Origin of the sequence: Bacillus siamensis (genome assembly GCF_051628075.1) — a bacterium.
In the GTDB taxonomy this organism is placed as follows: domain Bacteria; phylum Bacillota; class Bacilli; order Bacillales; family Bacillaceae; genus Bacillus; species Bacillus siamensis.
The window spans coordinates 591,212-606,451 of record NZ_CP155579.1 but is presented as its reverse complement, the minus strand read 5'-3'; the positions used below and the strand labels follow the sequence as shown (position 1 = coordinate 606,451).

16 protein-coding genes are annotated in these 15,240 nt (G+C 45.6%); 6 read left to right on the top strand and 10 right to left on the bottom strand.

Annotated elements, in window-relative coordinates:
• The first annotated feature begins 177 nt into the window (after positions 1 to 177).
• Entirely contained in the window at positions 178 to 393 is a 216-nt protein-coding gene (locus ABDB98_RS03205; protein WP_029575254.1) for a cold-shock protein, read from the top strand.
• 98 nt (positions 394 to 491) lie between these two features.
• Positions 492 to 650 (top strand): hypothetical protein, encoded by a 159-nt coding sequence (locus tag ABDB98_RS03200; RefSeq protein ID WP_047476356.1) that lies wholly within the window; start codon positions 492 to 494, stop codon positions 648 to 650.
• A 33-nt stretch (positions 651 to 683) separates the two neighbouring features.
• Here the strand turns inward: ABDB98_RS03200 and ABDB98_RS03195 are convergent, their stop codons facing one another.
• Both ABDB98_RS03195 and ABDB98_RS03190 read right to left on the bottom strand, forming a co-directional pair.
• The gene (locus ABDB98_RS03195) at positions 684 to 1,727 is read right to left on the bottom strand and encodes a TolB family protein (RefSeq protein WP_438421346.1); all 1,044 of its coding nucleotides are present in this window, start codon (positions 1,725 to 1,727) and stop codon (positions 684 to 686) included.
• 65 nt (positions 1,728 to 1,792) lie between these two features.
• Complete coding sequence (locus ABDB98_RS03190; protein ID WP_016937044.1) at positions 1,793 to 2,161, bottom strand: RlpA-like double-psi beta-barrel domain-containing protein; 369 nt, start codon at positions 2,159 to 2,161, stop codon at positions 1,793 to 1,795.
• A 360-nt stretch (positions 2,162 to 2,521) separates the two neighbouring features.
• Between ABDB98_RS03190 and ABDB98_RS03185 the strand changes: the two genes are divergently transcribed.
• The 4 genes from ABDB98_RS03185 (at position 2,522) to ABDB98_RS03170 (ending at position 7,301) form a co-directional block, all read left to right on the top strand.
• On the top strand, positions 2,522 to 3,562 hold the full coding sequence (locus ABDB98_RS03185) for a 2,3-butanediol dehydrogenase (protein ID WP_438421345.1): 1,041 nt from the start codon (positions 2,522 to 2,524) through the stop codon (positions 3,560 to 3,562).
• 187 nt (positions 3,563 to 3,749) lie between these two features.
• Positions 3,750 to 4,247, top strand: a complete 498-nt coding sequence (locus ABDB98_RS03180; RefSeq protein ID WP_045926857.1) for an RNA polymerase sigma factor — start codon at positions 3,750 to 3,752, stop codon at positions 4,245 to 4,247.
• On the top strand, positions 4,247 to 5,107 hold the full coding sequence (gene rsiV / locus ABDB98_RS03175; RefSeq protein WP_438421344.1) for an anti-sigma-V factor RsiV: 861 nt from the start codon (positions 4,247 to 4,249) through the stop codon (positions 5,105 to 5,107). Before ABDB98_RS03180 ends, rsiV begins: the two co-directional genes overlap by 1 nt.
• 265 nt (positions 5,108 to 5,372) lie before the next feature.
• The gene (locus ABDB98_RS03170; protein WP_438421343.1) at positions 5,373 to 7,301 is read left to right on the top strand and encodes an acyltransferase family protein; all 1,929 of its coding nucleotides are present in this window, start codon (positions 5,373 to 5,375) and stop codon (positions 7,299 to 7,301) included.
• A gap of 41 nt (positions 7,302 to 7,342) precedes the next feature.
• Here ABDB98_RS03170 and ABDB98_RS03165 read toward each other — a convergent pair whose 3' ends face one another.
• From ABDB98_RS03165 to gutB, 8 genes are all read right to left on the bottom strand, one after another.
• On the bottom strand, positions 7,343 to 8,347 hold the full coding sequence (locus tag ABDB98_RS03165; protein WP_438421342.1) for an SPFH domain-containing protein: 1,005 nt from the start codon (positions 8,345 to 8,347) through the stop codon (positions 7,343 to 7,345).
• A 26-nt stretch (positions 8,348 to 8,373) separates the two neighbouring features.
• Positions 8,374 to 9,135 (bottom strand): TPM domain-containing protein, encoded by a 762-nt coding sequence (locus ABDB98_RS03160; RefSeq protein WP_438422104.1) that lies wholly within the window; start codon positions 9,133 to 9,135, stop codon positions 8,374 to 8,376.
• Complete coding sequence (locus ABDB98_RS03155; protein WP_060963425.1) at positions 9,135 to 10,160, bottom strand: TFIIB-type zinc ribbon-containing protein; 1,026 nt, start codon at positions 10,158 to 10,160, stop codon at positions 9,135 to 9,137. Before ABDB98_RS03155 ends, ABDB98_RS03160 begins: the two co-directional genes overlap by 1 nt.
• Positions 10,161 to 10,210: 50 nt before the next feature.
• Complete coding sequence (locus ABDB98_RS03150; protein WP_060963426.1) at positions 10,211 to 10,897, bottom strand: PspA/IM30 family protein; 687 nt, start codon at positions 10,895 to 10,897, stop codon at positions 10,211 to 10,213.
• Positions 10,898 to 11,015: 118 nt separating this feature from the next.
• Positions 11,016 to 11,330 carry a DUF4306 domain-containing protein gene (locus ABDB98_RS03145; RefSeq protein WP_269773922.1) on the bottom strand — a complete coding sequence of 105 codons (315 nt, stop codon included), beginning with the start codon at positions 11,328 to 11,330 and terminating at the stop codon, positions 11,016 to 11,018.
• 232 nt (positions 11,331 to 11,562) lie between these two features.
• Positions 11,563 to 12,525: a carbohydrate kinase family protein gene (locus ABDB98_RS03140; protein WP_438421341.1), complete on the bottom strand. Its 963-nt coding sequence runs from the start codon at positions 12,523 to 12,525 to the stop codon at positions 11,563 to 11,565.
• A 101-nt stretch (positions 12,526 to 12,626) separates the two neighbouring features.
• Positions 12,627 to 14,003, bottom strand: coding sequence for an MFS transporter (locus ABDB98_RS03135; RefSeq protein WP_438421340.1), 1,377 nt, complete (start codon positions 14,001 to 14,003; stop codon positions 12,627 to 12,629).
• Between the two features lie 73 nt (positions 14,004 to 14,076).
• Positions 14,077 to 15,138 (bottom strand): sorbitol dehydrogenase, encoded by a 1,062-nt coding sequence (gene gutB, locus ABDB98_RS03130; protein WP_438421339.1) that lies wholly within the window; start codon positions 15,136 to 15,138, stop codon positions 14,077 to 14,079.
• Positions 15,139 to 15,240: the final 102 nt, after the last annotated feature.

Here is a 15,240-nt window from a genome sequence, read left to right as displayed (position 1 = left end):
CTTTTTTTATTTATCCAAAAAGAAAAAATAAGAAGCCGCTTATTTGCATATACTGTAATAACAGGAAGACGATGCACCCTCATTGGAAATATGGATAGAAAAAGGAATTAGGAGATTAGGGAAAAGTATGAGACAATGAAGGAGTGCACGAAAATTCATAAGGGAAGAAGTGACTTTATGTCTTACTACAACAAACGTAATCAGGAACCGCTGCCTAAAGAAGATGTCAGTACGTGGGAATGCACGAAAGAGGACTGTATCGGCTGGAGCAGAAAGAATTTTGCCGGCACCGGCAGTGATACCCCGACTTGCCCCCTTTGCGGCAGTAAAATGATCGACGGCGTCCGTTCGTTGGTGAATCTCCAAAACAACAATCAAACGGCATCAAGTTAGACCTCCCTTTTACGAGTCTCAACATAGAGAAGGCCTCCATATCCCATGAGAGGCCTTTGCGTTATCATGTCCTTTTATGATGAAAAGGAGCAATGAACATGAAAAACGATCAGCAGCAAAAAGACCTGAAGGAAATGGCGAAACGGAAGAAAAAGAACCTTGCCGCACAGTCATTCATCGAAACACTCCATTTTGCCGTTCCGATTCTCCGTTTTTTCAAATGGCTCGCCTCAGCCGCAGCCAGCTTTGTTTATTAAAAAACACCCAGCTGGCGCTGAGTGTTTTTTTCATTATTGGATAACGGAAAAGCTGTTGATAATGCCGCTGTCATTTTCCCAGACTTTTTCACATTTTTTCGTATCCACATGATAAGCATAAATGGTCCGGACCTTCGCGTTCCGCCCCGTTTCATCCTTCAAGCGCTTAGCGCCTTTGGCTTCCGCCATGAAATAAATGATGCTGCCGTCTTTCGAAAACTGCGGCTGGGCATCTATCAGCGGAGAGAAATCCTTCCCGTTTGTAATAATCGTTTCATCTTTTTTCGTTTTGACATTCATCAGACGGATGGACGCTTTTTGTTCCGTCCCTTTTTGTGTATAAGATGTAAAGACAAGGTTCTTTCCGTCCGGTGACATCGCCACGTCGCTGATAAACTGTTCAAGATTGGTCAGATCCTTAAGGTTTTTGTCCGCCCCTGCTGCAAACCGGATATTCGTCGGTTCAGGGTCAATCCCCTTCTCATTTGCCTCATCCGTTTTTTTATAATCCTCTTTAACGGAATAATGCAGAAGCGCAAAATCGTTTTGGCTGCGGTTATAAAAGAAGCTGCTCACACTGTCGTCTTTCTCATCCGCCGCCGGATACAGATTTTGATAACGCTTCGTTTTCAAATCAAAAGATGCGAGACGGAAAATATCTTCATCCGCTTTACCGAGACGGAAATAAATGTGCGTCAGGTCCTTTGATAAAAACAGACTGTCAGCGCTCGCCGATCCTTTATAAAGCACCGTCTTCTTTTTCGTCTTCAGATCAAGCTTATACAGACGCATTTCATTTTGATCATTATTACCGACAAAATAGAGCGCCTGGTGGGCGTCATCCAGCGCAAACGCCGGATATGCCGAAAGCTTTTCCTCGTACAGCATGCGGCTGTCTTCATAATATTTCGTCATCAGATCTTTGTCTGTAAGGGAAACAAGCAGCTTGTCATGGCCGCCGGAAACAACGGCTTTTCCGCCGCTGCCGCTTTTTCCTTTGATCAGCAGAACGGCTCCGATGACCGCCGCCGCCAAAACAGCGGCTGCGAGGATCCAAATCCATCGTTTCTTCTTCATTATCAATCTCTCCGTCAATCAGAAAAAGCAAGAATCACTCTCCTTGCTTTTTAAGATGGTCTATTTTAATAGCTGTAATGTCCGGATACTCTTCCTTTGCTTAACGGATATCCGAGCGCTTTGAACGCTTTCGGGCTGACATCCAATACGGCATTCGGCAGACGGCCTACATCATTTTTGTATACTGTGATAACCTTTTTCGGTTTTGATTTCGCATAAGCTCTGATTTTCGTTCCGTTTCTCGGAACGTCAAATCCTAATTTTGTCGCGCAATCCCAGTGTCCCAGTTTTTTACCGGACGATCCTTTTTTACCGACTCCATTATACCATGTAATATTTCCGTTCACTTTTTTAGCACTTGCATCAGAAGAGAAACTGATCGCTCCCAGCGTGCTTCCTGCTAAAATCAATAAGGCTAAGAATAACTTCTTCAAGCTTTCATCCTCCTGATTCTTTATTCTAGGCAAAATTATACACCAAGAAGACGTTTATAATATTTCAATCACTTTACATGTTCATTACAACGTGACGGAGACACGCACTCAATTGATGACACAAACTTCTGTTCTATATAATTCCATGGTAAATTATACTACAAAATTTAATACATTAGCGTTATAATATTCATAGAGTATTTCTGCATTCAATATGGACTTTTTATAAGGCCTATTGATAGTTGCGTAATATGATATAGTTTGTGAAATCAGGCTTCAGGAAGCATTTCTTCCTTTTAACCGTGGTTCATATTGATCATGTACCTATACTCGTTTCTATCAGACTAGGAGTGATAATCAATGAAAGCGGCAAGATGGCACAATCAAAAAGACATTCGAATCGAAAACATTGATGAACCTAAAGCAGAACCGGGAAAAGTCAAAATTAAAGTCAAATGGTGCGGGATTTGCGGTAGCGACCTTCATGAATATCTGGGAGGCCCGATCTTTATTCCGGTCGGCAAACCTCATCCGTTAACAAACGAAATGGCGCCCGTCACGATGGGTCACGAATTCTCAGGAGAAGTCGTGGAAGTAGGAGAAGGCGTCAAAAATTTCAGCGTCGGCGACCGTGTCGTCGTGGAACCGATTTTTGCCACACACGGACATCAGGGAGCCTATAACCTTGATGAACAAATGGGATTCTTAGGCTTAGCCGGAGGCGGCGGCGGATTTTCTGAATATGTGTCCGTTGACGAAGAATTGCTGTTTAAGCTTCCTGAAGAGCTTTCTTACGAACAGGGCGCGCTTGTTGAGCCGTCAGCAGTAGCGCTTTACGCCGTCCGCCAAAGCAAATTAAAAGCGGGCGACACGGCAGCCGTTTTTGGCTGCGGACCGATCGGACTGCTTGTGATTGAAGCCCTGAAAGCGGCCGGCGCAACGGATATTTACGCGGTCGAACTTTCACCGGAACGCCAGGAAAAAGCGAAAGAACTCGGCGCTATCATCATTGATCCGTCAAAAACGGATGATGTCGTTGAAGAAATCGCTAAACGCACAAACGGCGGCGTTGACGTTTCTTATGAAGTGACAGGCGTTCCTGTCGTTCTCCGCCAGGCGATCCAGTCAACAAACATTTCCGGTGAAACGGTTATCGTCAGCATCTGGGAAAAAGGAGCGGAAATCCATCCGAACGATATCGTCATCAAAGAACGGACCGTAAAAGGCATTATCGGATACCGTGATATCTTCCCTTCCGTTCTCGCACTGATGAAAGAAGGCTACTTCTCAGCAGATAAGCTCGTCACGAAAAAAATCGTGCTCGACGATTTGATTGAAGAAGGCTTCGGCGCTTTAATCAAAGAGAAAAACCAAGTGAAAATCTTAGTCAAACCGAACTAAGCCGTTCGGCAAAATACCAGACACATTCGAAAAAGAGCCGCTCAGGCTCTTTTTTCGTCTCTTCCTCTTCCCTTCCTTTTCCTTTTAAAAATGATCCGCTCTGCGCAAACTATTTTTTACCCTGTCCCGTCTATCCTTAGGCAGCAGCCTATGATACGTATTTTTTAAAAAGGAGCCCTTTGAAGCAATGAAGAACGAAACAGCCAAAGCGTCGCTTGTGACGTGCATAACTGAGCGCAAAGAAGACTTTTACCGGCTTGCGTACAGTTATGTAAAGAACAAGGATGACGCGTTAGATATTGTTCAGGAATCAATTCAAAAAGCGCTGACATCGGTCGAATCCGTCAAAAACCCCGATGTCATCAAAAGCTGGTTTTATAAAATTTTAGTGCGCACGGCCATTGATTTTCTCCGCAAACAGAAAAAGCTTAAAGTGATGGACGATGAAACGATCGAGTTTTTAAGCCGCGGAAAGGAAGATCACTACAAAGACACAGACCTTCACGAAGCGCTTGACGACCTGCCGCATCCATATAAAACCATTATCATTCTGCGTTTCTTTGAAGACCTGAAATTAGAAGAAATCGCAGACATCACGGGGGAAAACATCAATACCGTTAAAACACGCCTTTACAGGGGGCTGAAGCTTATGCGCATTCAGCTGACGAAGGAGGATCTTTCTTAATGGAAAAGAGATTAGAGCAATTAAGGGAAGAGTACAAAAGTGTGCCCATTCCTAAAGAATTGGACATCATTGTCGAAAAAGCCCTTCAGCCAAAACCGAAGAAAAAACGAATCGTGATGTGGCCGACATCCGCGGCAGTCGCTGCGGCCGTCTTATTTACCGCCGTTGTCAATATCAATCCGGATGCCGCACAGGCCATGTCCAAAATCCCCGTCATCGGCAAAGTCGTCCAAGCCATCACGTTCGTGGAGATGAAAGAAGAAAAGAACCAATCAAGCATTGATGTGAAAACACCCGCACTGTCCGGCCTTTCCAATCATAAACTTGAAGACAGCATCAACCGGCATTATATGAAAGAAAGCAAAGAGCTGTATCAGGAATTTATGAAGGCGGCCTCAAAAAGCAAAAAAGGCCACCTCAGCATCTACAGCGATTATGAAACCGTGACTGATACAGCGGATCTGATCTCAGTCCGCCGTGATATCGAAAAAACACAAGCTTCCGCTTATACGCAAAGCCGATACATCACGATTGATAAAAAAAATGAGGCCGTGCTTACGTTAAAGAGTTTATTCAAAGATGACCGTTATATCAAAGTCATCAGCCAAAATATTAAAGAACAAATGAAAAAGCAGATGAAAGAAGACCCGAATAAAATCTACTGGGTCGAAGATGATGATATGGCGGAGCCTTTCAAATCCATCCGCGCTGACCAAAACTTTTATATTACAGATCAGCACAAACTTGTCATCTCATTTGATGAATATGAAGCGGCACCCGGATATATGGGCGTTACAGAGTTTACAATACCGACCTCTGTCATCTCCAAACTGCTTGTCGGAGACCGCTACATCCGGTAAAAGAAAAAAATCCATGATATCCGCAGATCATGGATTTTTTCTTTTTCCCGCAACAGCCATTGCGCAAGGGAACCCTTTCATATAACAGACGCCGGACAGGGGCTGAAAAGTTTAAGAGAATCAGAACATTTCATTCATTTTTTCTGAAACAAAATCCCCTTCCGGATGCGTCTATTTAACGGAACAAATGGAAGACTGTACAGAAATCTGCCATAGCCATCCGCAAAACAGCGAGAATTTCCGCACATATTATTGGAGGAATACCATGTCAGACAAGTCACTGCACCACCGCTATATTCCCGGACTGGATGGACTTCGCGCCTTTGCCGTCCTCGCCGTGATCGCATATCACCTGAATTTTAGGGCCGACGGCGGTTTCATCGGTGTTGATATCTTTTTTGTTTTATCGGGATATTTAATTACATCTATTATATTGCCTGCCCAAGGCAATGACATCACCCTTGATTTGCGTGATTTTTGGGTGCGCCGGATCAGACGGCTTCTGCCGGCGGCTTATCTCATGATTATCACGACAGTCATTTGGGTCGTACTGTTTAACAGCGAGCTCCTGCATACCGTACGCGGAGATGCGGTCTCCTCACTTTTTTACATAAGCAATTGGTGGTTTATCTTTCATAAACTTTCTTACTTCGATAGCTTCGGCTCCCCTTCGCCATTAAAAAACCTGTGGTCGCTGGCGATTGAAGAACAGTTTTATATCATATGGCCCTTTTTGCTGCTTGCGGGAATGTACATATGTAAAACACGGGCCCGGCTTGCAGCCGCGGTCATGTTCCTCGCGTTATGCTCAGCAGTCGTAATGAGTATGATGTATGTGCCCGGCGGAGATCCGAGCCGCGTTTATTACGGGACGGACACCCGTTCATTTGAATTGCTGATCGGCTGCGCTTTAGCTTTAGTATGGCCGATGAAACGATTATCTTCCAAACGGCTGCCGAGCAGCATGAAACACCTGCTTCACGGGGCAGAGCTTGCCGCCTTTGCCGCACTGGTGCTTTGCGTCTTTTACACGGATGAATATGAACCCTTCCTGTACAAAGGCGGCATGCTTTTGATCAGCATCACCGCAGCGGTTCTTGTTGCATGTATATGCCATCCGAGCAGCTTTATAGGATATGTCCTTTCATGGAAACCGCTTCGCTGGATCGGAACGAGATCATACGGAATCTATCTTTGGCATTACCCGGTTATCGTGCTGAGCACCCCGGTGCAGGAAATCGGAAATCCTGTTTATTGGCATTGTGCCGTCAGAATCGGCGTCACTTTCATTTTGGCCGAGCTTTCTTATCATTTCATTGAGAAGCCGATCCGCACTGCGGGCTTCCGGCCATTTTTACGCCGCGTGTTTCTGAACCGCTTTCTGGAATGGAAGACGTCCTCTGTCATCAGCAGAATGTCGCTCGGCCTCATTCTTGCCGCCATTCTCATATTTGCGGGCGGGCTGTCAGGGATAGCCGAAGAGAAAAAACAGCCGCAATGGACGTACGCGCAAAGCGAGCAGCAAGAAACAGCCGTCGCTTCGCACAAAACGGCCGATCACGATCAACCTGTTAAAGAAGATGACAGCAAGAAAAAACACGGCGGCGAAAAAACGGATACCGTATCAGACAACAACAAGAAAAAAACAACAGGCAAATCAGATACGAAGAAGACGAAAGACAAAAAGGAACAGTCATCTCAAAAAACGGCTGACCCAAAACAAACACAGCCTCAGCAAGACGTGCTGGCCATCGGTGACTCGGTGATGCTGGACATTGCGTCATACCTGCGGCAGTCCCTTCCTCATGTCACCATCGACGGAAAGGTAGGAAGACAAGTCTCTCAAGCACTCCGGCTCACTTCGGAATATGCGTCATTTAATCAGCCGGACAAAGCGGTCATCATCGAGTTAGGAACGAACGGCTATTTCACAAACAGCCAAATTGAATCACTGATCAGCTCCTTCTCAAAAGCCGATATTTATCTTGTCAACACGCGTGTGCCCCGGCAGTGGGAAAGCAAAGTAAACGAGTCATTGCGCCGGCAGGCCGAGTCACGCAAAAATGTGACCCTTGTCGATTGGCACGCAAAAGCATTGCAGCACCCTGAATACTTCACACCGGACGGCGTCCATCTCATACCCGAGGGATCAAAAGCGCTGACATCCCTCATCGTCCAAACCATGAAATCATGACAAAAAAAGAGGCCCCCAAATGGCCTCTTTTTCGTATATCGTCAGGCAAGCTTCTGTCCGCAATTCGGGCAAAAATTCGCGCCTTCTGTTTTCGTTCCGCAGTTCGGACAAAATTTCGGCTTAGCCGCTCCTTCTGAGCCGTTTGCCTGCGCCGTCCCCTCATTTTGCTGACTTTGATTCTGCTGCGGCTGGTTCTGCTGATTTTGATTCATTTGGTTCATCATTTGATTGGCCATATTCATCCCCATCATCATGCCCGCCATGTCGGAGGCAGCACCGCTTCCGCTCATTTTGCCGGATGACATTCCGTCCGTCATGGAAATCTGCTGATAGCGGTTCACATCGCCCACCATGCCGTAAGAAGCGTTTTTCGTAATCATATCCTGCACTTCCTGCGGATAGTTAAAGCTCATAATATTGAAGCCGGTAATCGACATCCCGTCTCCGATCAGCTGCATATCAAGATCTTCTTGAATCCCTTTTCCAATTTCAAATGAATTCGACTGCAGATTGAACATGTCTTTTCCTTCTTTTGTGATCCACTTCATCAAAAGCTGATCCAGAATAGACGTAATCCGGATTTTAATGTCATCCACTAAATAGCTGTCCTTGACACCCGCAATCTTATCAATCAATCCGATGTAGTCAATGACCTTGAAGTTAAATGTGCCGTTTGCTCGGATCGGCATACCGCCCGGCATTCCCGCCGCCGGAATGTTAATGGCGTTTTTCGTGCCCCACTTCACGGTGAACTCCTTCGTATTCACAAACAGCACTTCAGCCCGCATGCCGCTGTTAAAGCCAAACTTAAATCCTTTTAATGTCGATAGAAACGGAATGATTTCTGATTCGATATCATAATCGCCGTCATCACGGAAAATCCCTTCAATCTTCCCGTTGTATAAAAAGATGGCATCCTGTCCCGGCCGGATGATCAGACGGCTGCCTTTTTTAATTTCACGGTTGTTCCATTTATAGAAAACCATGTCGTCTCTGAATTCTTCCCATTCCACCACATTTGCTAACTGATTTCTGAAAAAGCCCATGTATGTTCAAATCCTTTACGTTAAATTTAAAAGCTTCCCTTGCTTCCGCTGTAAGACGTGCCGCCTCTCGTGACTCCGCTGTCATTGTCATTATCTTTGTCAGGCTTTCTTTCTCTTGTCACGTCCGTTCGGATATATGTGTCGTGCTGGTCCAGCACTTCAGACGTATCGTGATCCATATACGTGCTTCCGGTGACGGTGACCCTGCCGCCGGAATTGTACACCATCACTGTGACGGCGATACCGGCTGCGGCTGCGGCGATCATCAGCTGAAACCACCATGTGAGCAGCAGATTGTCAGACTTGCTGTCCGGGCTTTTCCCCATATCTTTATAGGACATTTTAATGTAGGTCTGAAATGCCTTTTCATAATGACCTGCGGAAATGTCTGACGAAATCGTATTCCTGATCGTATTCAGCCGGCTGCTGTTCAAATACGTCTCCGCCTTTTTATACCCGGAGATAAATACTTCCCGGTCCTTCATATCAATGGTCAATATCGCCGTGCTTCCGCTAAAATGACTGTCATAAAAATCACCGGCATACTGCTCGATGTCCTTACCGCCCGTTCCGTTTGCGGTAAGAATGATAAAATCGGTATGGCGCTTTGCCCCGAGCTTCCCCGCCAATTCCTCAAGTTTCTTCGTTTCATCCTTCGTTAATAAATGAGCATTGTCATAAACATATTGCTTCTGTTCCGCAGCAGACGCTGTTGTATGTAAAGAAAAAGACAGCATCAGAAAAAGGACGAAGCACAAGAGACACGCTTTTTTCATCGATCCTCTCATCAAAAACCGCCTCCTATCATAAGGGAGACAAGTCTTAATGCTAAAAACGCACCGGCGGTTATGCCGCCGAACCACGCGGCCACTTTTCCGGCGCTGATCGGCGGTTTGCCGACAACCTTGCCCGTCTGCCCGTTCATTGCGAAAATATGTTCAGTCCGTTCAAAATCGTAGCTGACCATCCAGACCGGAAGCAGTACGTAAAAGCTGCTGATTTTATCGGTCTGAATCTGCTCATCCGTTATGTCAGCCGTCGTATAGCCGGAGAAGGTGGATCTGATATAAGAATCAATATAATGGCTGATTTTATCCTTCGCCCGCGGAAAGAGATCGTCATCGGTATAATTGTACTTTTCCGCTATATAACCAGCTAAATAAGCCGTATTAAACTCCTTCAGCTCACTGTAAGCGTAAGGCTCCAATTTGTCCATTAATTCATCATTCATTTTTTCTGAAGCGTCGACCGGAATTTTGAGATAATCGAGATTGATATCACGATACGCGTTGTAATACTCAGTCTCCGTCACCCGGTATTCTCCTTCATCATAATGATGTACTCTCGTACAAACGGCATTGACCTGAACCTTGCTGTTTAAGTCAAACATCCAAAACGGCACGTACATACCGGTTATGCTCTTCACCCGATCGGCAGTCATAAATCCCCTCGGTGTCAGCCGGCCGTTTCGGCACCACTTTTTAAAAGCGCTCATGGCCTCTTCTTTACTGATCGTAAAAGGAATCACCATGGAAGGCGCGAGGTTTCCTGATAATCGGTCGGCGAGAACGGCGGCTCCTCCGCAAAATCCGCACGTTGTGGCCGTCGTTTCCGCCTCAGTCATCAGAACCGCGCCGCAGTTCTCACAGCGGTACTCGTTCGCCTCATTTTCGGAAAATCTCGTCGTAATATACTCCTTTGGCAGGCTTTCAATCTGATCCTGCCGCCCGCAGCTGTGACATGTCAGCATGCCGGATGAACTGTCAAAGACCATATCATCTCCGCAGTTCGGGCATTTATAAGAAATGATCATTCTGTTTCTCTCACTTTCTCTTTATATCGGACAAAGCTGCAGCCCGCTTTCTATTGGTCTTTACTGAAAAGCATTTTCTGCTTGAGCGCCGCCAGTTCATCATCAACACTGCTTTGATTGCTGTCATATTTAGCCGTCAGCTCGTCAATATCGTCTTTCGGAGACGCGTTCAGCTCCGCCATCGCATTGGCATGATCAAGCGCCCGGTTGACCTTGTCTTCCATTCTGCCGAAAGCGGTCAGCGATTGGCCCGCATTTGACACAGAGGACCCCAGTTTATTCATTCTTTCCTGTGTTTTCGCCACAGACCACTTCGCTTTGATGGCATTTCGCCGCGACTCAAGCTCTCCGATATCAGCAACAAGCTTGTCATGCATTTTGCGCATTTGAGACGCGTTGGAAGAAGCGAGCTGATAAGCTGTTTGCAGCTCAGTCAGTCTTGATTCAACAGCCGCTTTCCTTTCCAAAAATGTCCGCGCATCGGCTTCATTTCCTGCCTGTAAAGCTTTCATCGCGTAGCTTTCCATCTTTTCGGCATCAGCCTGACATTCCGTCAACGCTCTTTTCGCCCGCTGTTCCTCAGCCATGACAGAAGCCGTCTCCGCTTTCACTTTTCCTAAATCACTGTTCAGATTCCGCAAATATTGATCAACCATTTTCTCAGGGTTTTCAGCTTTATCCAGCAACGCATTGATATTACTTGACATAATGTCTTTAAATCTTCCTAAAATACTCATTTTTCATTTTCCTCCTAAAGTTAAATAGTAACAAGTTCACAGTTATATATACTGATTTTTTTCGAAAAAAGTTTCAATTTCTCATGAATTTATGTATTTTTATAAGAAAATAGTCTCATTAAGCCCGTTTTTGCCGGCGGATATTCTTCATAACCAAATACAGTGAAAACAAAAAATAAATAAACAGCCCGATCATCAATCCGCTCACTAACGGATAATGCTTAGCAGAATACACGAAGAAATCCAGCTGCGATATCTGCTCGGGTCTTGTAATTGTATCCGTCCCATTCAGCAGCTTTGAAAATTTAGCCGTATAATTCCAATCAAACGAATCAGTAACAAGCTCACTCCCCTGATACCAATTCACAGCAGCGAGACAGAAAAAACAAAAAACAGAAAACGCGCATTGCACAATAAGAAAAATATGTTTCATGAACATTCCTCCGCAGTCCAATCTTTAAAGGCCGTCACCCTATACATGACGGCAGCAGCAGAAACTTGGTTTTACTCGGGATCTGATAAAAACGTTATTGTATGTACTTCACAATGGTTCAATTTACTGGATATCTCTATAGAGTATACCGTATATCGAAAAGGGTTTCAGTCCTAAATAAAAAAGGATGCTTCCCGAAGTCCGATGACTTTCAAGAAACATCCTCCATATTTTAAAGTGATACTTCAACCTCTTTTAAGGTCGGCAAAGCATCGATCGCACCGATTTTGGTGCACACGAGCGCCCCTGCCTTATTGGCAAATGAGACAATATCACGCAGCTTCGCAAAATCAGCGGCTGCCGTCTGAATCTCATCAATGCGCGCCAGCTGATACAGCGCCGCTCCGACAAACGCATCTCCCGCTCCTGTTGAATCAATTGATGTCACCGGAATACTCGGAATGATGTCAAGATCCTTTCCATTTGAAAGAAGGGTCCCGCTTTTTCCGAGTGTCACCGCCACAATGCCGGCCCCGATCTCGTGAAGGATCGCAACACCTTCTTTATGATCCTTCGCACCGCTGATGATCTCAAGCTCCTCGTCACTGACTTTCACAAAATCACTTACGGCAATTGCTTTTTTTGCGGTGTTTATAAACTCTGAAACTCTTCCCTTCCATAAATCCTCCCGGTAGTTAGGATCGAAGGAAACAAACTGTCCATTGTCTTTCGCAATCGACATCAGCCGTAAATAGGCTGAGCAAAACGGATCAGATAACAGTGCCGTCGCTGAGCCGAAATGAAGGATTTTCGCATCGTTGACCCTTTCCTGATCAATATCCTCAAGCGTAAACAAAGCGTCCGCTCCTCTGTTAAACACAAAGTCGCGCTCCCCATTTTGTTTTAATGAAACAAACGCCAGCGTTGTAGGCGCTTTCTCATCCATGACGAGCATAGAGGTATCGACGTGTACGGCATCTAATGTCTGCTTCAGAAAATACCCGAACGGATCCTTGCCTGTTTTTCCGCTGAAAGCCGCGTCTCCGCCCAGTTTGGCAATCGCTGCCGACACATTCGCCGGTGCCCCGCCGGCACTTTTTAAGAAATTGCGCCCTTCCGTCAAATCGACATCCACATCGGTACAAAAGAAATCAATTAATAATTCTCCAATACAAATAACAGATTGGCTTCCCACATTATCACACTCATTTATCAATTCTCGATTATAGTTTCAGTATAGTGCTTTCTGTCATAAATACAACCGTTTACATTGAATATTTTAAATTTTACATATACTTATCTTGCAGCTCTTTGCTCCAGATCAGACATCATCTGCTGATATTTTTTTTCAGTTAAAGGATAAAAAGAAATAAGAATAATGGACAGCAGAATGAACAATCCCGGAATGAGCGCATTCATATTTTTAATCGCATTCAATGACGATGCCGCCTGTTCGGTATTCGCGGCATACCCGGCGATTCCGAGATAAACGGCCGAAAATGACCCGGCTAACGCAACGCCGAGCTTATTGATAAAACTCATGCTCGATATCACCACGCCATCAGCCCGGACCCCGGTTTTCCATTCTGCATAATCGACACAATCGGCAACCATTCCCCAAGCAAGGGTATTCAAAGGCGTCGTGAAAAATCCAGAAACGAAAAGCCAAAAGAAAATAAGCGGAATCGAGGAATACGATGTAAACTGAAGGCCCGCATAAGAAATCAGCGATAGCGCCGCCGTGATGATCATGACCTGCTTCCGGCCCCGCTTCTCAGCAAAGAAAGGAATAAACAGATTGCTGATCAGCGCCGCTCCGAAAAACAATACGGTTCCTAAAAACACAAATTCCTTATGGCTGACGTTATACGTAAAATAGTACACCATCGTGCTGAGCTTAATGTTAAACCCGATCGCAAACGCTAAAAATGAAGAAACCAAAATAAGCAAAGGCTTATTTCTGAACAAAACAGATAACGTTTTTTTCATTCCTTGTTTTTTTCTTTTTTCAGGCTGAATCCGCTCCCGTACAGTAAAGAAACTGAACAGATTCAATGCGATGCTCACCGCCGCATAAATAAGCGCCGTCATCTGGAAACCAAACGCCTGGTCTTTCCCGCCGATGGCGTCCGCAAGCGGTGCCGCACAGGAAATCGATAACAGAATTCCGATATAAACCAAAATCATCCGTGTCGTCGTCAGAACCGTCCGTTCCTCCACGGAATTCGTCATCCGCCCCGTTAAGCTGTTGACCGGGATCGTCTGCATGCTAAAGGACATCCCAAGCAGAATATAGGTGATGTACGCGTATACCATGTTTCCCGTCTCGCCGAAATGAGGGGTCGTGAAGCATAAGAACGTAAATAGCGCAAAAGGAAAAGCCACCCACAGCAGATACGGCCTTGCCTTCCCCCATCTAGTATTCGTCTTGTCTAAAATCACGCCCATAATCGGGTCAAAAATAGCGTCCAGCACCCTTACGATCAGAAACAAAGCTGCAATAACCGCAGGCTTAATGCCGCCGACGTCTGTATAGTAGAATAATAAGTATGCGTTTACAAACTGAAAGATCACATTGTACGACATATCGCCGAATCCGTATCCGATCCGTTCCATCCAGGACAGGCCGCGATGTTTCATCTTTATTGCCGCTGCTTTTTCTGTTTCAATCATCATATCCCACCCCAAGAATCCGTTTTCATTTTTGATAAGCAAGAGGGAGAATGCAAAGATCCTCCCCGTTCACTCAGCGATTTGGATACACCATCACTTTTAAGCATTCATTTTTGTATTGAAGGGCGCGTTCCATCGCCTCTTGAGTCTGCTCAAGCGGATATTGGTCCGTTATAAGATGCTTTGTGTCAACAATGCCGGAAGCGAGAAATTTGATTCCCTTCGGATACGTATTGGCATAACGGAAGATTCCGTATATATCAATCTCGTTATCCGCAATAAACGGCACATTGAGCGGAATCTCGTTCTGAGAAGGCAAACCGACAATCGCCAGTTTTCCGCCCCGGCGCACGGAAGCCAGTGCGGATTGCAATGCCGCCGGATTCCCCGCTGTTTCCCAGGCAGCATCAACACCTCTGTCATTTGTGATCGTTTTGATTTCTTCACCGGCATCCTGTTCACGGACATTGATGACATGCGTCGCTCCCATTTTCTTCGCGGCTTCTAACCGAAGCGGCTCCAAGTCGGTCACAATAATTGTGCCTGCCCCGTATGCTTTCGCTGCCGCAACAGCCATTAATCCAACAGGCCCCATTCCCATAATCGCAACCGTTGATCCGGGCTGAAGCTTCGTTCTCGCTGCCGCATGAATACCGACAGAAAACGGTTCAATCAAAACCGCATCTTCATAGGAAAGTGAATCCGGAATCAAAAAAACAAAGTCCTGACGCATTTTGATGTATTGGACAAACGCGCCGTCAATCGGCGGCGTCGCCAAAAACTGTACATCCGGACAAAGATTATAACGCCCCTCCTTGCACGCCTCACAGCGTCCGCATGTGACACCCGGTTCGACAGCGACCCGGTCTCCTATTTTAAATTGATCGACAGACGATCCGACGGCGGCAATTTCTCCCGCGCATTCATGACCGAGGATAAATGGTTTTTCCACTACATAATTGGCGATTCTGCCATTTGTATAGTAATGCAGATCAGATCCGCAAATTCCGACAGCCATCACCTTTATCAATACTTCATCATGATTGATCTCAGGCACGGGCAATGTTTCGATTTTGATTTCTCTCGTGTTATGCATAACCGCCGCTTTCATGTTTTGAGGCACTGTGTGAGTCATTTTGCAAAATCCTTTCTCTGCTCTGAAATGTAAGTGCATACATTTTTGTTTTCTCTGTTACTGCCCCCATTTTATCTGCTTTTCAAGACGTACAACAGCCTT